The organism is Streptomyces sp. NPDC003635 (assembly GCF_053587635.1).
The window spans coordinates 1-22,184 of sequence record NZ_JBSFOK010000037.1; the positions used below are offsets into that span (position 1 = coordinate 1).

A 22,184-nucleotide genomic window follows, 5' to 3' on the forward strand; every position below is an offset into this window, starting at 1 on the left:
GGGAATGGAACCGACCGAGAGCGCGCCGCCGGGCCAGGACGCGCCCGCCCGCGGGCACCGTGCGCGACAGGCTCATCAGACCGGGACGAGCGAGAGGAAGTGCTTCAGATAGCGCGCGTTGACCCGGCGCATCGACAGCAGCACGTACAGGTCGGCGACCCCGAAGTCCGGGTCGTGGGCCGGCTCCGCGCACACCCAGGCGCCGAGGCGGAGGTAGCCGCGCAGCAGCGGGGGCAGTTGCGTGCGCCCTTCGGGACGGGCCGAGCCCTCGGCGTTCCAGGGCAGCAGCGGACGGACCCGGTACTCCTCGGGCGCCAGGTGCTTGTCCCGCACCCGGTCCCAGGTGCCCGCCGCGAGGGCACCGCCGTCCGCGAGCGGGATGGAGCAGCAGCCGGCCAGCCACTCGTGGCCGCCCTCGACCATGTACCGCGCGATCCCGGCCCAGATCAGGCCGATCACGGCGCCGTCACGGTGGTCGGGGTGGACGCAGGAGCGGCCGACCTCGACCAGGCCCGGGCGGATCGGGTCGAGCGGGGCGAGGTCGAACTCGCCCTCGGAGTAGAGCCGCCCGGCGACCGCGGCGCGGTCCGGGGGCAGCAGCCGGTAGGTGCCGACGACCTGGTCGCTGATCGTGTCGCGGACCAGCAGGTGGTCGCAGTACGCGTCGAAGGCGTCGATGTCGTGCCCCGGCTGCGGGGTGGACAGGAGGGCGCCCATCTCGCCGGCGAAGACGTCGTGACGCAGCCGCTGCGCGGCCCGTACGTCGTCCTCGGTGCGGGCGACGCTGACGGTGTAGCGGGTGGGGGCCGCCGGCTGCGGGGGGCGGTCGAGCGTGGAAACGCCGTTCATGGCTCTCTCCTGGTCACGGGCCGGGGACGATTGAGCGGCCGGAACAGTTCTTCCGACGCCGGGCGTCGTCCGCGTGACCATCGCCAGGAGCGCGGATGTGAGCTTGTTGAACGGAACGGTCAGGACACCGTCACTTGGGCGGCTCGCAACCCTCCAGCCGGTAACGCGTCTCCGCGGCGTCCAGCACCCGCTCCAGGACGAGGTCGCCGGTCATGTGGGGGAAGAACCGGCCCGAGGGCCAGCTGCGCTCGTAGGGCGGCGGGTCGAGGACGAGCAGGCGCACGCCGTCGACGACCGGTATGTCGGCCGGCGTGCCCTCGTTCCACACCCACTCTCCGCCGGGCGTCACCAGGTTGAACGACCCCACGGTGTGCACCTGCCCCGGCGCGTCGCGGCACACCGCCGCCTCCTGCGGGGACGGGGCCCGGCCGGGCACGTGGCCGCCGCCGACGAGGACGTCCGCGAGCAGGGTGTGCAGCTGGAAGTTGTCGCCGATGCCGCTCATCCGCATCCGGTAGCCGGTGCCGGTGGGCCGGTGCAGCACGACCAGCGGCTCGTCGTCGAGGACGAGCAGGGCGTACGTCAGACACTTGAACTCGTGGCCCGACGCCTCCGCCACGGCCCGCACCGCCCGCAGCAGCCGGGCGCGCAGCGAGCCGTCCAGCGCCGTACGCACGGCCGGGTGGTTGAGCATCGCGAGGGACGCCATCTCCCACTGCGGCATCGACAGCCAGGCCAGGGCCGCCTCCGGTCCGACCCGTTCGAAGAGCGCCGGATCCACCTCGCCGGGCTCCGGCTCGGGGAAGTCCCCGCCGCCGGTCTCGGCCCAGCGTTCACAGAACTCCCCCGCGTCGGCGAGGGTCTCGGCCAGCTCCACGAAGACGTACGGCGCGCAGGGCCCGGGGTCCGCGCCGCGTTCCACGCAGGCGCCGACGATCACGGCCACGGTGCCGCGAGGCCCCGGGGGCACCTGGGGCAGCAGCGCGGCCAGGCGCGGGGCGGCCTGGGCGACCTCCTGCGGTCCCGCGTCCTGGAAGCTCCGGTACATCTCGTGGAACGCCTGTTCCGCCCGGTCCGGTTCCTGCTCGCGCACGGCGGCCTCGAACCGGCCGACGGCGTCAATGAACCGCTCCTGACGCTGACTTGCGAAGATCATGTGCGCAGCCTATCGAGCCCGGACAAGCGAAGCGGGGCCGGGGAGCACCCTCCCGGCCCCGCTCGTCCGCACGGTCTCGGCGAACGTTCACTGGTGCGGTACGGCTACCGCTTCCCGGCCTTCCGGGTGGCCCGCAGCCACTCCTTGTTCATGCTCGTGATGGAGACCAGCGGGATCCCCTTGGGGCAGGCCGTGGCGCACTCGCCCGTCAGCGTGCACCCGCCGAAGCCCTCGTCGTCCATCTGCGCCACCATGTCCAGCACCCGCGTCTCCCGCTCGGGAGCGCCCTGCGGCAGCACGTTCAGGTGGTTGACCTTGGCGGAGGTGAACAGCATCGCCGCGCCGTTCGGACACGCGGCCACGCAGGCCCCGCACCCGATGCACTCGGCGTGCTCGAAGGCGAAGTCGGCGTCCGGCTTCGGCACCGGTGTGGCGTGCGCCTCCGGAGCGGCCCCGGTGGGCGCGGTGATGTAGCCGCCGGCCTGGATGATCCGGTCGAACGCCGAGCGGTCCACCACCAGGTCCTTGATCACCGGGAAGGCCGACGCCCGCCACGGTTCGATGTCGATCGTGTCGCCGTCCTTGAAGGACCGCATGTGCAGCTGACACGTGGTCGTCCGCTCAGGACCGTGCGCGTCGCCGTTGATCACGAGCGAACACGCGCCGCAGATGCCCTCACGGCAGTCGTGGTCGAACGCGACCGGGTCCTCGCCCTTGAGGATGAGCTCCTCGTTGAGGGTGTCGAGCATCTCCAGGAACGACATGTCGGAGGAGATGCCGTCCACCTCGTACGTGGACATGGCGCCGTCGGCGTCGGCGTTCTTCTGCCGCCAGACGCGCAGGGTGAGCTTCATGCGTAGCTCCGCTGAGTGGGGTGGACGTACTCGAAGACCAGGTCTTCCTTGTGCAGGGTCGGGGCCTCGCCGGTCCCGGTGAACTCCCAGGCGGCCGCGTAGGAGAACTCGTCGTCCTTGCGGGCGGCCTCGCCGTCGGGGGTCTGCGACTCCTCGCGGAAGTGACCGCCGCAGGACTCCTCGCGGTGCAGTGCGTCGAGGCACATCAGCTCGGCGAGCTCCAGGTAGTCGACGACGCGGTTGGCCTTCTCCAGCGACTGGTTGAACTCCTCGCCGGTGCCGGGCACCTTGATCCGCCGCCAGAACTCCTCGCGGATCTGCGGAATGCGCTCCAGCGCCTTGCGCAGCCCGGCGTCGCTGCGGGCCATGCCGCAGAACTCCCACATCAGCTCGCCGACTTCGCGGTGGAAGGAGTCGGGGGTGCGGTCGCCGTCCACCGAGAGCAGGAGGTTGATCCGGTCCTCGGTCTCGGCCAGCACCTCCTGGACCGCGGGGTGTTCGTCGGTCACCGCGTCCTGGTGCGGGTTCCTGGCGAGGTAGTCGTTGATGGTGGCCGGCAGGACGAAGTAGCCGTCGGCCAGGCCCTGCATCAGCGCGGAGGCGCCGAGCCGGTTGGCGCCGTGGTCGGAGAAGTTGGCCTCGCCGACCGCGAACAGGCCCGGGATCGTGGTCTGGAGGTCGTAGTCGACCCACAGGCCGCCCATCGTGTAGTGCACGGCGGGGTAGATCCGCATCGGTACCTGGTACGGATCCTCGTCGGTGATCCGCTGGTACATGTCGAAGAGGTTGCCGTACTTGGCCTCCACCGCCTTCCGACCCATCCTCTTGATCGCGTCCGCGAAGTCGAGGTAGACGCCCTGGCCGCCGGGGCCGACACCGCGGCCCTCGTCGCAGACGTTCTTCGCGGCCCGGGAGGCGATGTCGCGGGGCACGAGGTTGCCGAAGGACGGGTAGATGCGCTCCAGGTAGTAGTCGCGCTCGTCCTCGGGGATCTTGTTCGCGGGACGGTCGTCGCCCTTGGCCTTCGGCACCCAGATCCGGCCGTCGTTGCGCAGCGACTCGCTCATCAGCGTCAGCTTGGACTGGTGGTCGCCGGTGCGCGGGATGCAGGTCGGGTGGATCTGCGTGAAGCAGGGGTTGGCGAAGTAGGCGCCGCGCCGGTGGGCCCGCCACACGGCGGTGGCGTTGGAGTTCATGGCGTTCGTCGACAGGTAGAAGACGTTGCCGTAACCACCGCTGGCCAGGACGACCGCGTCGGCGAAGTAGGTGTCGATCTTGCCGGTGATGAGATCCCGGGCGACGATCCCGCGAGCCCGGCCGTCGACGACGATCAGGTCGAGCATCTCGGTACGGGGGTGCATCTCGACGTTCCCCGCGGCGATCTGCCTGCTGAGCGCCTGGTACGCGCCGAGGAGGAGCTGCTGGCCCGTCTGGCCGCGGGCGTAGAAGGTCCGGGAGACCTGGACGCCGCCGAAGGAGCGGGTGTCGAGGAGACCGCCGTACTCGCGGGCGAAGGGCACGCCCTGCGCGACGCACTGGTCGATGATCTCGACGGAGATCTGCGCGAGCCGGTGGACGTTGGACTCGCGGGCCCGGAAGTCGCCGCCCTTGACGGTGTCGTAGAACAGGCGGTGCACCGAGTCGCCGTCGTTGCGGTAGTTCTTGGCGGCGTTGATGCCGCCCTGCGCGGCGATGGAGTGGGCCCGGCGCGGGGAGTCCTGATAGCAGAACTGGACGACGTGGTAGCCCTGTTCGGCGAGGGTGGCGCCGGCCGAGCCGCCGGCCAGGCCGGTGCCCACGACGATCACCGTGTGCTTGCGCCGGTTGGCGGGGTTGACCAGCTTGGCCTCGAAACGGCGCTTGTCCCAGCGCTCGTTGACCGGGCCCTTGGGCGCCTTGGAGTCGGCGACCGGCTCACCGGTCCGGTAGTCGGTGTAGGTCATCTCAGCTCACCACTCCGGTCATGACGCCCACGGGGACGGCGAGGAAGCCGCACGTGAGCACAAGCGCGAGAACGTTGGCGACGGTCTTCAGGGCGCGGTCGCGGGTGCGGCTGCCGACACCCAGGGTCTGGGCGGCGCTCCAGAAACCGTGCCGGATGTGCATGCCGACGGCGAGCACCGCGACGATGTAGATGACGTTGCCGTACCAGGTGGAGAAGGTGTCGATCACGTTCTGGTACGGGCGTCCCTCCTCGAAGCCGCCCGAGTGCACGGTCCCGGTCGTCAGGTCGAGGATGTGCCAGACGATGAACAGGGCGAGGATGATCCCGCCCCAGCGCATCGTGCGGGTGGCGTAGCTCGCCCGCGGCTTCCTGTGCACGTACTTGTTGGGCCGCGCCTTGATGTCGCGGCGGCTGAGCTGGTACGCGGAGACGCCGTGCGCGATCACCGCGACCACGAGCACGATCCGGACGAGCCAGAGCGTCCACTCGTAGTGCATGAACGGCTCGCCGACCGTCCGCAGCCAGTGCGCGTACTCGTTGAACTCACCGGCCCCGAAGAAGATCTTCAGGTTTCCCATCATGTGCACGACGAGATACGACAGCATGATCAGCCCGCTGACCGCCATCACGGTCTTCTTGCCGACGGAGCTGTTCCACACCGTACGTGCCATGGACGGTCGTCGGTCCGTCCGCGTTGCCAGAGCCATGTCACTAGAAGTTAGAGGGCGGGAGCCCGATCGGTCCAAGACATCCTCCGGCTCGTTTCCATAGCCAACGTCTATCGTGGGTGCCATGCAGTTCCAGCAGCTCCAGTACTTCGTGGCGGTCGCCGAGACCCGGCACTTCACCCGGGCCGCCGACCTGGTCCACGTGGCGCAGCCGTCCCTGTCGCAGCAGATCAAGTCCCTCGAGCGGGAGCTCGGCGCGGACCTGTTCCTGCGGGCTCGCGGCAACATCACGCTCACCGACGCGGGCGAGGCCCTGCTGCCGCTGGCCCGGCGCATCCTGGCCGACGCGGATACAGCGCGGCTCGAAGTCCAGGAGCTGGTCCAGTTGCGCAGCGGTCGGGTCCGCCTCGGTGCGACCCCCAGCCTCTGCACGGGCCTGCTCCCCGACGTCCTGCGCGCCTTCCACGACCGCTACCCCGGCATCCGCCTGCTGATCGAGGAGGGCGGCTCGCACGACCTGGTGCGGGAGCTGGCCCGAGGCGCCCTGGACCTGGCCCTGGTGGTCCTCCCCCTCCCCACCCCGTCCCCGGCCCTGGCGACGGTGGAGCTGCTCCGCGAGGACCTGGTGGTGGTCTCCTCCCCCGACGCCCCGAGGCCGGGCCGGGGCGGCCGCTCGGTCCGCATCGCGGACCTGGAGGGCGAACGCCTGGTGATGTTCCGCCACGGCTACGACCTGCGCGAACTGACGGTCGCCGCGTGCAGGGCGGAGGGCTTCGAGCCGGCCTTCGCGGTCGAGGGCGGCGAGATGGACGCGGTCCTGGGCTTCGCCCGCGCGGGCCTGGGGGTGGCGGTGGTCCCCCGCATGGTGGCGGCCCGCGCGGGCCGGGGCCTGCGCGTCACCCCCCTGACCCGCCCCGGCCTGCACCGCACGATCGCCTTGGCCCACAGGAGCGACGTGGCTCCGCCGCGGGCGGCTCGGGAGCTTCAGCGGATGCTGCTGGAGCGGTAAACCCGAGGTGAACCCCTCCCCGGCGCGGGGCACCCGGCCCTACCCTGGCGCGGCGGGCGCGGAGGGGGGAACCGATGCCGGGGGTGTGGCGGGGCGTGCGGGTTGCCGGGGTGCTGGTGACCGTGGGGGTCGTCGTCGGGTGCTGGTTGTGGGGTCTTCAGCGGTGGGACCGGGGAGCGCACGCCGTCATCGCGGCCAACGAACGGCTGAGGCTGGAGCGTGCGGGGCAGCCGTCCGGCGAGTTGGACGCTTCGGAAGCTGACCGGGCCCGTCCGGGCCGAGGCAGCAGCGGCGAGATCTCCGTACGACTGCACCATGACAGGGACGGTGAGTGGGCGCTCACTACCCGATACCGCCTGGCACTGAAGCCCACGGACCCGCTCGTCGACGAGCTGCGCATCGACCCTTCCTTCATCGAGAAGGTGATCGCCGTTGTGCCGGGCGGAGAGGAGTCGAGCAACAGATCCGACGACTTCGACGAGTCCTACGAGGGCGGACCCCGGTGGTGTCGGTTGAGCCAGAATCCCGAGGACGGGACCGTGACCGTGACGGCCGAGCGCACGACTGCACGGTCCGAGGCCGATGTCTTCCCCGCCAACACTCTGCAATACAGCTTCGGGAACGACGTCCTGGACCGTGACGGACGCAAGGTGGCATTCCCACACGGCCGATGGACGTGGAGCCTGGAGGCCCCCGCCCCTTGGGGTATCAGTTTCAAGGGCAGACCCGCCGTCCAGACCACCGAATCGGTCCACTTCCTCATGTCGGCAAAGGCCAGGCCGGAGTTCGTGGCGGTGACATACAACCCGACGTACGAGGAGCAGGACGCGGACGCTGACGCTGACGCCGTGACCGTCACAGGGCTCAAGGGCGCGCTCTCCCTGGGGGCGGCAGTGGCCGTCGCGGTCGCCGCGCTGCTGAGCTTCGGCTCCCGTGCTCTGCGGCGGTTTCTCGCCCTCGGCGCCACGCTGCTCGCCTGCACGGCCCTCGCCCTGCTGGTGTGGGACCTCATCATCTGGGACTGGGAGGAGCTGTACTGGCTGCGCGCCGCGACCAGGTACTGGGCCTACAACATGCCCGCCAACGGCACTCCGTTCGAGCTCAGGTTCCAGGGCGTACTCCTCGGCACGCTGTTGTTCGCCCTGCCCCTGCTCGCCGTCTGTGGGGAGCGTCTCGTACGGACCGACAGACCGCCGCCCCTGCGGCATGTGCTCGCCCTCGTCCTGCCCGCAGCCGCTCTGCTGGTCGCCTCCAGGCTCCTGGGCGGCCCACTGTGGACCTGGCCCACGGTGGCCTGCGCGCTCGCCGCGTCGGCGGCCGCGGGCGCGGTGCTCCTCGCGGCGGTCCTTGCCGGTGCGGCGGTACGGACCTGGGCGTCCGCTCTCGCCGCGGCGGTCTTCGCGGGGGTGGCGGCCTCGGTCGCCCTCGAGTTCGTCCCGGTGGCGCTGGAGCTGCGGTGGGACGAGAGCACCGCAGTGCCCTTCCACCCCGGCCTCGCGTCCTGGCCGCTGACATACCTCCTACTGACGCCCTGGGTGACGGCACTGCTCCTGCTCGTCGTCCCGCAGGTGCCCAAGGCGGTCCGCATTGCGCTTCTCCCCCTGCTCGTGTCGGCCCTGCTGCCTTGGTGGACGCCGTACGTGGACGCCGACTACGCCCATCCGCCGTCCTTCCCGCTGCTCGTCCAACTGACCGGCCAGTGGCCCGCGGAGAGCTTCGTCGGCGGCATCCGCGTCATCGCTCCCGCGTTCCAGGTCATCTGGCTCACCTGCGCCATCGTCCTGCTAGCCCAACTGCGGCGCGCAGGTGCCTCACCGGGTCACTGGGGCGCCTCCGCCCACTCAAGCTGCACGGCTCTGCTCCTCCTCGCCGCCCTCGCTCCGCTCGCCGGCGACCCGGAAGTCTGGCTGCCGCACTGGACGACGGCCGCCGCCCTGGCGGTCGTATGGCTCGGAGCCCGCATCCTGCTGCCCGCCGAGCGCGAGCAACGTGCCACCCGCCTGCACGCGTTGACGGGCGCTGCGCATGCCCGCCTCGTCAACTCCCTCGCCCGCGCCCTCCTGTTCGCCGAAGGCCGCCACCGCTTCCTCACCGCCTCCCGGGGCACCCTCGCCGACGCCGCGGTCACCCCCGAGGAGTGGCAGCAGCGGTGGCACAGCCTGCGCGCGCCTACGGCCCCCGACGCCGCCCGCGAGGCCGCCCGGCTGCGCGCCGCCGCCCTAGGCGGATCCGGCGGAACGGCCGCCTGGGCCAATGGCGTTGTGGCAGCGCTCGTCTCCGGGCTGCTCACCGCGCCGTGGACCGCGTGGCCCGCCTGGCACGGCCGTGGCTACAGCGGCCTCCCCGAAGCGGTGACCGTGGCGGGCGCCGCGACCTGGGTGTGGCTCGCCCACGGATTCGTCTACGGCTATCTGTATCCCTGGATCCGCGGGCGCGGACCTGTGTCCAAGGCCGGCTGGCTGTGGGCCGTCATGGCGCCGGTACAGCTCCTGCTGCTCTGGCCCCGGCTGCGACTCCCCTTCGACCAGACCGCGCTGACCGTGTGCCTGCTGCTCGCCCAGAGCGCGGTCATGGCCCTCGGCCTCGCCCTGTACTGGGAGATCAGGCTCATCCACCGCGCCGACCTGCTGTGGGGGCACGTGCGCAACTTCCGCCGACTGTCGTCGCTCGCGGCGCCGGTCAGCACGGTGCTCGTGGCGGCCGTGGCCGCTGCGGTCACCGTGCTGGCCTCCTCCTGGGCTGGGGACCTCACCGCACCAGAGGTGCCCCCGAGCCTGCCGTCGCCCACGGCCACGAACGCCCGGTAAGAGCTCAGCCCGTCGCGTCCACCAGGGCCAGTTCGTGCAGGCGCTCCGGTGGGCCCGGGCGGGCGTAGTACCAGCCCTGGGCCGTGTCGCAGCCGAGTATGCGGAGCTGTTCGGCCTGCGCTCCTGTCTCGACGCCCTCCACCGTCACGGCGAGGTTCAGGCTGTGGGCGAGGGAAACGATCCCCTCGACGATCTTGAGGTCGACGGGGTCCGCCGGGAACTGCTGCATGCTCTGGGTGAAGGAGCGGTCCAGCTTGAGGATGCTCACCGGCAGGCGGCGCAGGTTGGCGAGGTTGGAGTAGCCGGTGCCGAAGTCGTCCAGGGCGATGTCCACGCCCATCTCGGCGAGGCGGCGCAGCGGCTTCAGCAGGTCGTCGTCCGCGCCGATCAGCGCCGACTCCGTGACCTCCAGACAGAGCGCGTCGGGGTCCACGCCCTCGCGTTCCAGGATGTCGACCGTGTCCTGCACCAGACCGGGATGCGTGAGCTGGCACGGCGAGAGGTTGACGTTGATCCGCAGCGGGCCCGCGTCCGCGTGCCGGTCCCGCCAGTCCCGGGCCTGGCGCACCGACTGCTCCAGCACCCAGCGGCCGAGCGGAACGATCAGTCCCGTGTGCTCGGCGAGCGGGATGAACCGGTCCGGACCGAGGACGCCGTGCTGCGGGTGCAGCCACCGCACCAGCGCCTCCGCCCCACGGACGCTGCCGTCGCCGAGGTGGACCAGCGGCTGGTACTCGATGAAGAACTCGCCCCGGTCCAGGGCGGTCGGCAGCGCCGTCGTCAGCCCGTGCCGGGTGATCGCGCGCGCGTCCGCCTCCGGGTCGGCCAGCTCGAAGCGGTTGCCGCCCGCCGACTTGGCCCGGTACATCGTGATGTCGGCGCTGCGCAGCACCTCCGCGGGGCTGCGCTCGCCCGCCGGGCCCTCGACGATGCCGATGCTGCCGCGCACGGTCAGCTCCCGGCCGTCGACGCTGATCGGGGCGATCAGCGCGTTCATGATGCGGGCGGCCAGCTCGTCCACCTCGCGCTGGGTGTCGGGTCCGGTGGTCAGCGCCACGAACTCGTCGCCGCCGAGCCGGGCGACCATCTCGCCGGGCGCGGTCGCGCAGGCCTGGAGCCGGTCGGCGACCTCCACCAGCAGCCGGTCGCCGGCCGCGTGACCCAGGCTGTCGTTGATGGTCTTGAAGCCGTCCAGGTCGAGGTAGCACAACCCGAACCGCTGGCCCTCGCCCGCGCACAGCGCCTTCTCCAGGCGCTCGAAGAACAGCGTGCGGTTGGGCAGCCCGGTGAGCGCGTCGTGCGTGGCCTCGTACCGCAGCCGGAGGTTGAGCAGCCGCCGCTCGGTGGTGTCCTCCATGAGCGCGAGCTGGTACTCGGGGTTGCCGTCGGCGTCCCGCAGCAGGGAGACCGTCAGATTGGTCCACAGGACCGTTCCGTCGGGGCGGTAGAACGCCTTCTCCACGTGGTAGTGCTCGCGCTCGCCGCGCACCAGCTCCTCGTAGAGCTTCCAGACCTGCGGCGCGTCCTCGGGGTGCGTCCACTCCATGACGTTACGGCCGCGCACCAGGTGCTCGGCACCGCCGAACATGCGCACCAGGGCGCCGTTGACCTGCAGTATGTTGCCCGCGAGGTCGGCGATGCCGATCCCTATGGCGGCGCCCTCGAAGACCGCGCGGAAGCGGGCCTCGCTGGCGTGCAGCGCCTGCGCCACCACGCCCTGCGCCTGGAGGGCCGCCACGGAGATCGCCTCCTGCTCGGCCAGCGTCCGTTCGCGCAGCGCCTGCGCGTACCCCGCGGCCATGGCGTGCTGGAGCCGGGCGCTGCGGGCCCGCAGATCCTCCTGGGCGCCGCCATGGCCGCAGTACAGCACGAGGTAGGCGTCGACGCAGTCGAGGCTGCGGCTGAGCGCCTCCGGGTCGGTGCAGTGCGCCGTCACGAGGGCGGCGCCCACCGCGCGGCCCGCGTCGGCGTCGAAGGCTCTGGCGACCAGCGCCTGGCTCAACCGCCGCGCGAGCGGCAGCAGTTGCTCCTCCAGCTCGGGCCGGGTCGACGACGTGGAGGTCACCGGGAACACGGCCCGGCTCCAGATCGTCGCGAACCGGCGCAGTCTGTCCTCCGGCCCGTCCGGCTCCGCGCTCACGCCGTACGCCCCACGCCCGCGTAACCGGAGAAGGCCCATGGATCCTCCTCCTCCGGTGCGGTGTCCGGCCGCCACCGCGGCATCGACACCAGTCCGGGTTCCACCATGTCGTACCCCTCGAAGAACCGCGCGATCTCCTCGCGCGAGCGCATGATCAGCGGGTTGCGAATGTCCTTGTATACGCCCACCGTGCCCTCGGCCCGGTCCGCGGAGAGCGGGATTCCCTCGTACGAGGCATGCGTCAGGATCAGCAGGCTGCCGGGCGCGAGCGCGTCGCGCAGTTCGGCCACCGCCCCGTACGGGTCGTCCGTGTCTTCCACGAAGTGCAGTATGGCAACGAGCAGCAGGGCCACCGGACGGTTCAGGTCGATGAGCCGCTCGACCTGAAGGCTCGACAGAATCTCCTGGGGCTTGCGCAGATCGGCCGCTACGACGTCGGTGTGCTCGTCGCCGTCCAGCACCACCTGGCTGTGCGCGACGGCGACCGGGTCGTGGTCGACGTAGACCACGTGCGCGCCGGGTGCCGCCGCCCGGGCCACCTCGTGGACATTGCCGAAGGTCGGGATGCCGGAGCCGATGTCGAGGAACTGGGTGATCCCCTCGGCGGCCGCGTAACGCACCGCGCGGCGCATGAACGCCCGGTTCGCCTGCATGATCTTGGGAAGTCCCGGCATGAACTCCATGGCCTTGCGCGCGGCTTCCCGGTCGACCTCGAAGTTGTGCGAACCGCCCAGGTAGTAGTCGTAGATTCGGGAGACGCTCGGCACCGTGATGTCGATGCTCCGGGGGGCCCAGGCGGGACGCTCCATCTACCTCTCCAAGGCTCAGGCGATCCAGTGTTCGAGCTGAGGCTACTGATCGCCTGCCAAAGGAGCGAGCCGAAACGGAAATTGACCATCCGTTCCCGGTCACTGCCTGCGGCACGTGCCGAATTCGGCGGCCGTGATTCCGCTACGAAATGCAGTCGAAGCATTCCACAGAGTTCCGAATCATGCGGAACGGGACGAAGAGTTGGACCGGCACCGCACACAGGTCCACCCCCTCCGTGCGGTGCGAAGGGGGTGGACCTGGGTCGAGCGCGCTGACCGTTCGTCCGGCACTCGCTGGGCTCTCGCCTCCTACTCCTTTTCCGGCGCGCCGACCGGCTTTCCGTCGGGGGCCACGGCGTACCAGGTGCCGCCGACGCCCTGACCGTTGGTGTCACCGGGAGCCTTGTCACCGGCGAAGGTGTAGATGGGCCAGCAGTTGATGGTCTGCTGCTCGCCCTTGCCGTCCTGCCGGGCGAAGGTCATGTAGCCCTTCTTCTGGATGCCCTTGGTGTCGCCGAAGTCGACGGGCGCCACGGCGGGCCACTTCTCCAGGCAGGCGTCGGTGCAGTTGGAGACCGGCTTCGGCCAGGCCTCGTCCTTCATGAAGCGGTAGACCGTCATGCCGTTCTTGTCGACGACGATCTCACCGAGCTCGGGGTCCTGACGGGTGGACAGGCCGGGCTGGTCCGCCGCCGCCTTGGCCTTCTTGCCGTCGGGCGCCAGCGCGTACCAGGTGCCGCCCACGCCCTGGCCCTTGGTGTCGCCCGCGTTGACGTCCTTGGCATAGCGGTACGCCGGCCAGCCGCCGATCGTCAGCTGCTTGGTGCCGTCGGCCCGGGTGACCTCGCCGAGCTGCGACTTGTCCACACCGGCACCAGCGCTCGCGTCGTCCGCGGGAACCGGCGGCCAGGCGGTGGCACAGTCGCCCTCGCAGTTGGTCTTCGGCGGTTCCGCGGTGTCCTTGTCGAAACGGTAGAGGGTGAGTCCGGCGCTGTCGGTCAGCACCTGACCGAGTTCGGCGTTGGTGGACACGGAAAGCTCACCCGCCGGGGTGGTCTGGGTCGCCGCACCCTGCGCGCCGGTTCCGGCGGTGCCGGACTCGGCTCCGGCGCCCAGGCCCGTGCCCGCGGTTCCGTAGTCTCCGGCCGCGGCCGTCGCACCGACGTTCTGGCTCGCCGGCGGGGTGCTCTCCGAACCGCACGCCGTAGTCAGCGCCAGCACCGCCACGGCGCTCACCACGAGCGAGGCGCTCCGCCACGAGGTCTTCATCGTCAACTCCCCATTATCACAAGGGTGTTGCAGCGCCCTTCTGCGCCGCCGCACGACACTGGGTACGGGCGCCGACCATGGTCGTGTTCAACCGCGGGCAAAATTTCTTGCCGAATCCTGTGATTCCCGGCGCCACTCGCACGGCCGAACGAACCGACGACACGCGAGCGGGCCGCCCAGCAAGCCGTGCGACACGCACGTCCCTCCTTCGGGGCAATCCCCAGGGCAGTGGGGGTCTCGCGGGCCTTCGAGGGCCCAGGATCTTGGGCGTGCATGGACCCGACTCGACCCAATCCGCGCTCGCTGCCCGGGTGTTGGCGCTGCTGGCGCTGAGCTGGCTGGTGGTCGGGGCACCGGCCGCCCCGGCCGCGGCCGACGCCTGCGCGTACGCCTCGACGGGGCCGGGCGGCACGCAGGCGGTGGCGGTCGCCGGGAGCGGCACCTGGCCGACTCCCCCTTCGTGCCCCACACCGACCCCGCCACCCCCGCCGCCTCCCCCCACGCCGTGCCCGACCCCGACACCCACCCCGACGCCCCCCAAGCCCACGCCCACCCCCGAACCGCCGCCCGAGCCCACCCCGAAGCCCCCCGCACCGACTCCCACCCCGGCTCCGAAACCACCGCCGCCCCCACCGCCTCCGCCCCTCGAGCCCGCTGCCCCCCGCCCACAGCCCACCCCACCCCCTCCCCCACCCCCCGCACCGGCCCCCGAGCCGACTCCGACGCCGTCGGCCAAGCCCACGCCGCGCCCCGCCGCGGCCCCGGTGCACTACCCGCGCCACCGCACCACGGCCAAGCGGCCGCCGTCCCGCGGTGCCACCAAGCCCCTCACCTTCGTCCTGCTCATCGCCGCGCCCGCGATCGTCGCCGTCGCCGCGCTGCGCCCGCGCTGATCCCTGGAGGCACCCCTTGCCGGAATGGCTTGTTCTCACCCTCGCGATGCTGGCCGCCTGCGTCGTGGTGGTCGGCATCACGTTCATCCGCCACCGCACCGCGGCGGACGACGAGGACCCATCCGACACCCCGGACGTCATCGAGTACATGACGATGTGGATCGGCGTGGTCTACGCCATCGTCCTGGGCCTGGCCATCGCGGGCGTGTGGGAGGGCCGCAGCGCCGCACAGGACCACGTCCAGGCGGAGGCCATCGCCCTGCACGAGATCTCCGAACGGGTCCGGGTGTATCCGCCGGAGGTCCGTGACCGCATTCGGGAGGATGTCAACGCCTATGTCGGACACGTCGTGACCACTGAGTGGAAGTCGATGGCCGACAAGGGCGAGGTCACCGACCGCGGCACGGAGCTCCTTCAGCGCGTCCGGGCGGACGTCACCGACTACGAACCGCGCGACGACTTCGAGGCGCAGGCCTACCAGCCGCTCGTCGACCAGGTCGCCGCCGCGGACCAGGCCCGCAACGCCCGGGCCAGCTCGACCGGGGAGACCATGCCGGGGGTGGTGTGGTTCGGGCTGATCGCCGGGGCCGTCGTCACCATCGGGATGATCCTCGCCCTGCAGATCCGGCGGACCCCGCGCGAGCTGATCCTCGCCGTGCTGTTCTCCGCGCTGATCGCCTTCCTGCTCTTCCTCATCTGGGACTTCGACGCGCCCTACAGCCGTGGCATCACGGCGTCCGCGGAGCCGTTCCTGGACCTCTTCCCCGACGCCAAGGGCTGACGGGGGCTCACTCCCGCGAGAGGCCGGGGGGCGGGGCGCCACGCCGCCGCCGTCCCCCGGACGCGGGAACGGTCGTCCCCTGAGCGGACCACACGCTTGCCCCATTCGCACGACAGCGTTCGCGCAGGTGTGCGCACCTTCCTAGCGTTTCGATCATCGAGGTGCATTTCAGGCGCAAGCGGAAAAGGTCCGCAGCTGCTCCTCGGGGACCCGGAGGAATCACCATGCGCGCGATACGCGTCGCTTCGGCCGCACTGCTGGGGCTGACCGCCCTGACCCTCACCGCACCGGCCGCCCTGGCGAAGGGCGACGACAACATCACGCCGTTCGGCTTCAGCGTCCTGCCCTCCTCGATCGCGGCGGGCGGACAGGTCACCCTGCGGATCGACCGGAGCGGCGGCGGCTGCAAGGGGCCGGCGACGGTCACCTCCGCGGTCTTCGACGCCGTCACCATCCTGCCGCACCACTCCCAGGCGACGGCCGACGTGGACTGGGACGCCAAGCCGGGGGCCGTGTACAAGGTGACGTTCATCTGTGACAACGCCAGCGGCACGACGGATCTGACCATCGTCGGCGGCCGGCCGACCCACCATCCCGTGCCCCTGCCCGTCGTCCCGCCGCACGGCGTGCACGCCGGCGAGGGCGGCAGCTTCGCCGGGTTCGACCTCAAGGAGATCGGCCTCGGCGCCGCGCTCATCGCCGGCTCCATCGGGGCCGCGTACCGCCTCTCCCGCAAGCGCGCCACGGAGGACGGCGGCTGACCCGCCACCGCGCACAGGCCTTCGCCCCGGTTCCCCCCTCGAAGGGGGCCGGGGCGAAGGCCTTCTGACGTGACGTGCGGTCCCCGAACGATCCGGGACGGATCCCGACGTACGCCGGATCAGATCCGCTTCTCGGACCGGCGGCGCATCCAGAACAGCCCGCCGCCGACGACGGCCGCGGCCACGAGCCCGCCGCCGATGGCGATGTCGGTGGGGGTGGCCCCGGACGTGGAGCTGCCGCCGATACCACCCTGCACACCGCCGATGACGGTGAAGGCGGCGGGACGGGTCAGAGTCCTGCCGTCGCAGTTGACGGTGATGTCGTGCGTGCCTGGGCGCGCGTTGGAGTTGACCGTCGCCGTGCCCTTCGAGGTCTCGTTGGCGCCGTGGATGGGCGACAGCCTGGTCGTGGGGAAGGCGTCGGAGGTCGCGGTGCCGCCGTTGCGGCAGCCGTCGACGGTGATGGTCAGCTGGCCGCCGCGCGCGATGACGCTCGGCAGGGCGACGATGTTGCTCGGGGTGTCCCAGGCCACGGCCGCGGGGGCGGCGAGCCCGAGGGCGGCGACCGCCGCCGCTGACACCGCCAGGGCACGAGAGTTACGCATGTGATCCTCCGCGGAAGACGCCCCGGGAACCGTCCCCGGTCGATCGGCGAGAAAGCGCCTCCCGATAAGACCCTCAGATGCCCGGCACAGAGCCGCATTTCGAGAATGGTCCGTCCTGGTGAGAGGACACGCCGAAGGAAAACCGCACAATCGGATATTGCCGCAGGTCACGGACCGTCAGAAATTTCCTGGTCACGGCAACTCGGATGGCGCACCACGCTCTGGCCGAAGGAGTCCGGACCACCCGTTCGCCTCCGCATCCGTCGCCGGTTTCCCGCCCGGCATTTAGCGTTCTCGTATGCGCGAATGACGTGGCGACGGCCGCGTCGAGAGGGGAAACGAATGTCTGCGTCCGAGCTGGCCGAAGAGGAGGAGCAGCGGAAGAAGCGCGCTCCTTGGGGCGTGATAGCGCTTGTTCTGCTGACCGGCCTCGCGCTCATTCGCAATGGTTCGGGGGAGTTCGACGTGGGGCCTCCGCAGCCCGCGTCGGCCGCCGCGGCCGACAGCCGGGTGCAGAGCGGCACCTTCGCGGGCGCCGCGGCCCCGCTGCCGTACGCCGTTCCGGACCGGGTGCGGATTCCCGCGATCCAGGTCGACGCGCCGATGATGGCCGTAGGGCTGGACGCCCAGGGATGGGTCGGCGCCCCGCCGCCGGAGGACCCGAACCTCGCGGGCTGGTTCTCCGGCGCCGTGTCCCCCGGCGAGAAGGGCACCGCCGTCGTGGTCGGCCACGTCGACAACCAGCAGGGCCCCGCCGTGTTCTACGGACTCGGGGCCCTGAAGAAGGGGAATCGCGTCGAGATCGCGCGCAAGGACGGCAAGACGGCCGTGTTCGAGATCTACGGCATCGAGGTGTTCGAGAAGAACAACTTCCCCGGCGACCGGGTCTACCGCTCCAAGGGGACCTCGGAACTGCGGGTCATCACCTGCGGCGGCGGGTTCTCCGAGCAGAACGGCTACGACGGCAACGTGGTGGCCTTCGCCCGCCTGGTCGAGGTTCGCTGACCGTACCCCGGCCGGGCGGGCGGCCGCCCGTCAGGCGTACTGCCGTCGGGGGACGGTGATGTGGTAGCCGGCGTCCAGCAGATCGGGCAGGTAGTCCCGCAGCGCGTGGACGCTCTGGGAGCGGTCGCCCCCGGCGTCGTGCGAGAGCACCACGACCCCGGGGGCGGCGCCTTTCTCCACCCGGTTCGCGATGGTCCGGGTGCCGGGGGTGGTCCAGTCGAGGGTGTCGACCGTCCAGGCCAGCGGCTCCATGCCCAGCTCGGCGCCGAGTTGGAAGGCGGCGCGGTTCCAGGCGCCGTAGGGCGCGCGGAACCACTCGGGGCGCTCACCGTACGCCTCCTCGACGATGTCGCAGGTCCGTTCCATCTGGGAGCGGATCTGACCGCGGGTCAGCCGGGTCAGCAGCGGGTGGGACCAGGTGTGGTTGCCGACGACATGGCCTTCCTCCGCCATCCGTTCGAGCAGGTCGGGGCGGGCGGCCGCCATCTCCCCGCAGACGAAGAACATCGCCCGCACCTCGTACTCGGCGAGGGTGTCCAGGATGGCGGGCGTGTAGCGGGGATCGGGGCCGTCGTCGAAGGTGAGCACCATGGACCGGCCACGGCCCTCCATGCGCAGCAGCGGGGTGCCCCGGACCGGGGTGCGGCGGGGCACGGCCCGTGGGGCGCCGTAGCCGGTCAGGGGCTGGAGTCGGTAGGCGGAGGGCTTGAGGGCGCGGCGCGCCTGGGGGCCGGCGGCCGGTGCGGCGGGCCTGACCGGCTCGGCGTCCCCGCCCAGCGCGAACAGTCCGGCGGTGCCGGCCGCGCCGACGGCGGCGGCGCCGGCGAGGAGAGCCCGGCGGCGGGTGAGCAGCCGGGAGAGCAACTGATCCTTCTGCATGACTCATGAGTCGCCCGCCCCGCCACCGACGCACCACGACGGCACTGGACCGGCGGCACGATTCCACCCACCCGGCCCATGACGGGCCGTCAGCGGAATCCCTCACGGAGCGTCAGCCGAGACGGATCGGCGGGAGCGGTTGCGACGGATCGACAGGAGCGGCAGCGGCGCCGGACCGACGGGAGCGGCAGGGTCTGGCGGATCGTCAGGCCCGTGCGGAACCCGACCGTGCGGTCGACGCCGATACCGGGTGGGTGCCCTCAGCGCCCAGCCGCTCCCGTTCGATACCGGACGCGGACCTGTTCGGGCAGGTCCGCGTCCGGCTCGGCGCGCCCGGTCTCGTCCCCTCCGTCTAGGCCGAGCGACGACAGCGCGGGCGGAGCCGTGGTGGTCGCGGGGCGCGGGCCGCCCCTCGGGTGCCCCATTCCCCGGAACTTGTGCCGGCTCCGGGCGAGGGAGGCGGCCCGCTCGCCCGTCGGGCGTCCCGTCGGCCGGGGGGCCTGCGGCTTCCGATAGCCTCGGCGCCGTGACGGAACAGCACGCTCACCAATTCGAGCGCGGGACGGACGGGCCGAAGGTCATCCTGGTCGGGGTGGACGGCTCCGACTCCTCATTGCGGGCGGCGGCCTACGCGGGTGGTCTCGCCCGGCGGCAGCGCGCGCTGCTCGCCGTGGTGTACGTCCAGCCGGTGATGTCGGCGGGGGCGGCGCTCGGGGCGCCGGTCGCCGAGGTGACCGATGAGATCGCCGAGGACCTGGTGGCGCAGATCCGGGACGCGACGGAGCGCACGAAGGGGATATTCGATGTGCGCTGGGAGTTCCACACCTTCCGCGGTGACCCCTACAACGGCCTGGTGCAGGCGGCCGACGACCTCAAGGCGGACGCCGTGGTGGTCGGCGCCTCGGAGCAGGCGGGCCACCGGATCGTCGGTTCGGTCGCGATCCGTCTGGTGAAGGCGGGGCGCTGGCCGGTGACGGTGGTGCCGTAGCGGCAGGGGCCGCGGGACGCGCCCCGGCCGTCCCGTCAGGGCCCGGGCCGTGCCCCTCCCCCGTGGAGGCACGGCCCCGGACCTCTACAGAGCACGCAGGAAGTCGAGCACGATCCGGTTGAAGTCCTCCGGCTTCTCCAGGTTCAGGTAGTGGCCGACGCCGTCGATCAGTTCCGTGCGTCCGTTCGGGACCTCGTGGACGAGGCGGTCGGCCGCGTCGAGCATGTCGGCGGGTTCGAGGGTGCCGTTGAGGGCGAGGACGGGGACGTCGATCCTCCGGAGCCGGGGCCAGGAGCCGGTCACGCGCACGTGCCAGTCCTTCTCGCCGGGCGTGTGCTTCATGATCGTGTGCAGGGCCATCTCCCGCAGCCGGCGGAGGATGTCGGGGTTCACCTCCGCTGCGGTCCGGTGCTCGCCCGGCACCCCCTTCAGGAACGCGGTCAGCCAGCCCTCGATGTCGCCCGCGCCCAGGGTGCGGGCGTACTCGGCCTGGATCTCCCGGGTCCAGGGGTCCTGGTACTCGTAGTCGCCCGTCGCCGCACCGCAGGTGACCACGGCACGGACGAGGTCCGGGTGCTCCAGCACCGTGTCCGTGGCGATCACGCCGCCCATCGACACCCCGACGAGCACCGCGGGCCCGGTGTCGAGGTGACGCAGCAGGTCGGCGAGGTCGTCGGCCCAGCGGAACGGCTCGGTCGCGTTGGCGGAGAAACCGTGGCCGCGTACGTCCGGCACGATCACCCGGTACTCGGCGGCGAGCGCCGGTATCTGGTCGGCCCAGAAACGGTGGTCGACGAAGCCGCAGTGCAGCAGCACCACGGGGTCCCCTGAGCCGGTGTCGAGGTAGGCGAGGTCGCCGTCGCGGGACGGGAAGCAGCGAAGATCTGCGGCAGTAGTCATGACAACCAAGGTGTCATCTTTCGCGAGGTTTGACAACTCAGTTGTCATGATGGGGCGATGCATGATGTTCCGGTGAACGACAACGACGCACCGCTGCCCGCCGACGAACTCGGCCACCAGGTCTCCGAGGTGTTCGACCTGATCGGCGCGCTCTACCGCCGCGGCCTGCGCAAGATCGAGCAGGGCGAACAGGTCGAGGGGGTCTCCGTCGGCGTGCGCTCCGTCCTGGTGCTGCTGCGCCGGTTCGGGCCCATGACGGTGCCCCGGATGGGCGGGATCATGGCGCTGTCCCGGCAGTTCGTGCAGCGCATGGTCAACGACGCGGTGGCCGAGGGCTGGGCGGAGGTCACGCCCAACCCCGCCCACCAGCGGTCCTCACTGATCCGGATCACGGCCGCGGGCGAGACGACGATCGACGCGATCCTCGCCCGCGAGCACGCCCTGAACCGGCAGGTCGGCGGCGACCTGACCGACGCCGAACTGCGGGCGTGCAAGCGAGTGCTGAAGGAGATGCTCAAGACCTTCGACCATGTCGACATGGGCTGAGCCGCCAATCCACAAGGGCTGACCTGACAGGGGCTGACCTCCGGGCTTACTCCCCCATCACCAGCCCGTCCTGCTCCGCGCCCCGGCTCAGCACCACGTCCCGGATCCGGTCCCGGACGCCCGCGACGTCGGCGCCTTGCTTCACCGCCTGGTTGAGGTTCACCACCCGGCCGGCGTCGACGTCGAACAGCTGGGGGAGGAATTCGGCCTTGGTCACGTTCCAGCGTCCGCCCGGCTTCGCGGGCGGGGCGAAGGTGAAGCGGCCGATCGTGGACTGGTTCCCGCGCGGGTCGGGGCTGCCGCCGTGGTTGTACATCTGGCCCGCGATCTGGTCGCCCATGCCGTAGACGACCCAGGTGCCGTTGACCTTCTCGTAGGCCTGCGGGACATGCGCGTGCGTACCGAGGATCAGGTCGATGTCGGGCCGGCCGCCGGTGCGGGCGGCGGTGAGGGAGCGGGCGAGGGTCAGTTGCCGCTCGTCGGGCTCGTCCTGCCATTCGGTGCCCCAGTGCAGCGACACGACGACCACGTCGGCGCCGGCCCGGCGGGCGGCCCGGGCCTCGGCGAGGATACGACTCTCGTCGATGAGGTTGACGGCCCAGGGCTGTCCGGGCGGGAGCGGGTAGCCGTTGGTGTCGTAGGTGTAGGCGAGGTGCGCGACCTGGGCCTCGCCCGCGCGCAGGACGGTGGCCGTGCGGGCCTCCGCCTCGGCGCGGGCGGATCCGGCGTGCCGTAAGCCGGCCCGGTCGAGGGCGTCCAGGGTGCGGCGGATGCCCTCGGCGCCGTCGTCGAGGCTGTGGTTGGAGGCGGTGGAACAGCCGTCGTATCCGGTGGCGGCGAGGCCCGCGGCGACCTCGGGCGGGGACTTGAAGGCCGGGTAGCCGGTGTAGTCGCCGTTGGCGCCGTAGACGGTCTCCATGTGGCACAGGGCCAGGTCGGCGCGGGCGACGACGGATTTCGCCCCGGCGAGCATGGGGCGGAAGTCGTGGCCCGCGCCGCCCGCGTCGAAGCGCGCGCGGTCGATGATCGAGCTGTGCGGGAGGACGTCGCCGGAGGCGACGAGGGTGAAGCCGCGGGCGCCCGTGGCGGACGGGGCGGGACGCCCCGGGGAATCGTGCCGGTCGGCCTGGCAGGCCGCGCCCGCCGCGAGGAGGGCCGTCAGGGCCAGGGCAACCTGTCGACTGCGTGCGATCATCACTCACCCCGATGTAGTCGTATTTACACACCAATAGGTAAGAATCGCGACACATCGGCAGCCGGTTCCGACACGCCGATTAGCCCGTCCGGCCGCGCGCGAACGGTGGCCGGGACCGTTCGTCG

General features: G+C 71.5%; 20 protein-coding genes. 8 read left to right on the forward strand and 12 right to left on the reverse strand.

Going from position 1 to position 22,184, the window contains the following annotated elements; all coding sequences use genetic code 11:
• Window positions 1–75 precede the first annotated feature (75 nt).
• From ACWDRW_RS28655 to ACWDRW_RS28675, 5 genes are all read right to left on the reverse strand, one after another.
• Window positions 76–849, reverse strand: coding sequence for a GNAT family N-acetyltransferase (locus tag ACWDRW_RS28655; RefSeq protein WP_451727533.1), 774 nt, complete (start codon window positions 847–849; stop codon window positions 76–78).
• Window positions 850–979: 130 nt separating this feature from the next.
• Window positions 980–2,005 carry a hypothetical protein gene (locus ACWDRW_RS28660; protein WP_451727536.1) on the reverse strand — a complete coding sequence of 342 codons (1,026 nt, stop codon included), beginning with the start codon at window positions 2,003–2,005 and terminating at the stop codon, window positions 980–982.
• A gap of 104 nt (window positions 2,006–2,109) precedes the next feature.
• Complete coding sequence (locus ACWDRW_RS28665; RefSeq protein ID WP_451727539.1) at window positions 2,110–2,859, reverse strand: succinate dehydrogenase/fumarate reductase iron-sulfur subunit; 750 nt, start codon at window positions 2,857–2,859, stop codon at window positions 2,110–2,112.
• Window positions 2,856–4,802, reverse strand: a complete 1,947-nt coding sequence (locus ACWDRW_RS28670) for a fumarate reductase/succinate dehydrogenase flavoprotein subunit (RefSeq protein ID WP_451727542.1) — start codon at window positions 4,800–4,802, stop codon at window positions 2,856–2,858. Before ACWDRW_RS28670 ends, ACWDRW_RS28665 begins: the two co-directional genes overlap by 4 nt.
• 1 nt (window position 4,803) lies before the next feature.
• A complete protein-coding gene (locus tag ACWDRW_RS28675) occupies window positions 4,804–5,475 on the reverse strand; it encodes a succinate dehydrogenase (RefSeq protein WP_451727545.1) in 672 nt (223 codons plus the stop codon).
• 121 nt (window positions 5,476–5,596) lie between these two features.
• Between ACWDRW_RS28675 and ACWDRW_RS28680 the strand changes: the two genes are divergently transcribed.
• Window positions 5,597–6,481 (forward strand): LysR family transcriptional regulator, encoded by an 885-nt coding sequence (locus tag ACWDRW_RS28680; RefSeq protein WP_451727547.1) that lies wholly within the window; start codon window positions 5,597–5,599, stop codon window positions 6,479–6,481.
• A 74-nt stretch (window positions 6,482–6,555) separates the two neighbouring features.
• Window positions 6,556–9,288, forward strand: coding sequence for a hypothetical protein (locus tag ACWDRW_RS28685; RefSeq protein ID WP_451727549.1), 2,733 nt, complete (start codon window positions 6,556–6,558; stop codon window positions 9,286–9,288).
• A 4-nt stretch (window positions 9,289–9,292) separates the two neighbouring features.
• On the opposite strand, the gene ACWDRW_RS28690 is transcribed toward ACWDRW_RS28685, so the two are convergent.
• The 3 genes from ACWDRW_RS28690 to ACWDRW_RS28700 all read right to left on the reverse strand — a co-directional run bounded on the left by ACWDRW_RS28690 (window position 9,293) and on the right by ACWDRW_RS28700 (window position 13,506).
• Window positions 9,293–11,428: a putative bifunctional diguanylate cyclase/phosphodiesterase gene (locus ACWDRW_RS28690; RefSeq protein ID WP_451727552.1), complete on the reverse strand. Its 2,136-nt coding sequence runs from the start codon at window positions 11,426–11,428 to the stop codon at window positions 9,293–9,295.
• Window positions 11,425–12,237 (reverse strand): SAM-dependent methyltransferase, encoded by an 813-nt coding sequence (locus tag ACWDRW_RS28695; RefSeq protein ID WP_451727554.1) that lies wholly within the window; start codon window positions 12,235–12,237, stop codon window positions 11,425–11,427. Before ACWDRW_RS28695 ends, ACWDRW_RS28690 begins: the two co-directional genes overlap by 4 nt.
• Before the next feature lie 309 nt (window positions 12,238–12,546).
• Entirely contained in the window at window positions 12,547–13,506 is a 960-nt protein-coding gene (locus ACWDRW_RS28700) for an SCO0930 family lipoprotein (RefSeq protein ID WP_451727557.1), read from the reverse strand.
• Between the two features lie 764 nt (window positions 13,507–14,270).
• On the opposite strand from ACWDRW_RS28700, the gene ACWDRW_RS28705 reads away from it, so the two are divergent.
• The 3 genes from ACWDRW_RS28705 (at window position 14,271) to ACWDRW_RS28715 (ending at window position 15,941) form a co-directional block, all read left to right on the forward strand.
• Window positions 14,271–14,399, forward strand: a complete 129-nt coding sequence (locus tag ACWDRW_RS28705) for a hypothetical protein (RefSeq protein ID WP_451727560.1) — start codon at window positions 14,271–14,273, stop codon at window positions 14,397–14,399.
• 16 nt (window positions 14,400–14,415) lie between these two features.
• Window positions 14,416–15,180 (forward strand): bestrophin-like domain, encoded by a 765-nt coding sequence (locus ACWDRW_RS28710; protein ID WP_451727563.1) that lies wholly within the window; start codon window positions 14,416–14,418, stop codon window positions 15,178–15,180.
• 224 nt (window positions 15,181–15,404) lie between these two features.
• The gene (locus ACWDRW_RS28715; protein WP_451727565.1) at window positions 15,405–15,941 is read left to right on the forward strand and encodes a hypothetical protein; all 537 of its coding nucleotides are present in this window, start codon (window positions 15,405–15,407) and stop codon (window positions 15,939–15,941) included.
• Window positions 15,942–16,060: 119 nt separating this feature from the next.
• Here the strand turns inward: ACWDRW_RS28715 and ACWDRW_RS28720 are convergent, their stop codons facing one another.
• A complete protein-coding gene (locus ACWDRW_RS28720; protein WP_451727568.1) occupies window positions 16,061–16,546 on the reverse strand; it encodes a hypothetical protein in 486 nt (161 codons plus the stop codon).
• Between the two features lie 342 nt (window positions 16,547–16,888).
• On the opposite strand from ACWDRW_RS28720, the gene ACWDRW_RS28725 reads away from it, so the two are divergent.
• On the forward strand, window positions 16,889–17,551 hold the full coding sequence (locus tag ACWDRW_RS28725) for a class F sortase (protein WP_451727570.1): 663 nt from the start codon (window positions 16,889–16,891) through the stop codon (window positions 17,549–17,551).
• Between the two features lie 30 nt (window positions 17,552–17,581).
• Here ACWDRW_RS28725 and ACWDRW_RS28730 read toward each other — a convergent pair whose 3' ends face one another.
• The gene (locus ACWDRW_RS28730) at window positions 17,582–18,430 is read right to left on the reverse strand and encodes a polysaccharide deacetylase family protein (protein ID WP_451727572.1); all 849 of its coding nucleotides are present in this window, start codon (window positions 18,428–18,430) and stop codon (window positions 17,582–17,584) included.
• A 526-nt stretch (window positions 18,431–18,956) separates the two neighbouring features.
• Here ACWDRW_RS28730 and ACWDRW_RS28735 point away from each other — a divergent pair.
• A complete protein-coding gene (locus ACWDRW_RS28735) occupies window positions 18,957–19,418 on the forward strand; it encodes a universal stress protein (RefSeq protein WP_451727575.1) in 462 nt (153 codons plus the stop codon).
• An 84-nt stretch (window positions 19,419–19,502) separates the two neighbouring features.
• Here ACWDRW_RS28735 and ACWDRW_RS28740 read toward each other — a convergent pair whose 3' ends face one another.
• Entirely contained in the window at window positions 19,503–20,318 is an 816-nt protein-coding gene (locus tag ACWDRW_RS28740) for an alpha/beta fold hydrolase (protein WP_451727578.1), read from the reverse strand.
• 72 nt (window positions 20,319–20,390) lie between these two features.
• Here ACWDRW_RS28740 and ACWDRW_RS28745 point away from each other — a divergent pair, with 72 nt between their 5' ends.
• Window positions 20,391–20,864 (forward strand): MarR family winged helix-turn-helix transcriptional regulator, encoded by a 474-nt coding sequence (locus ACWDRW_RS28745; RefSeq protein WP_451727581.1) that lies wholly within the window; start codon window positions 20,391–20,393, stop codon window positions 20,862–20,864.
• A 46-nt stretch (window positions 20,865–20,910) separates the two neighbouring features.
• Here the strand turns inward: ACWDRW_RS28745 and ACWDRW_RS28750 are convergent, their stop codons facing one another.
• A complete protein-coding gene (locus ACWDRW_RS28750; protein ID WP_451727584.1) occupies window positions 20,911–22,059 on the reverse strand; it encodes a CapA family protein in 1,149 nt (382 codons plus the stop codon).
• Window positions 22,060–22,184 lie beyond the last annotated feature (125 nt).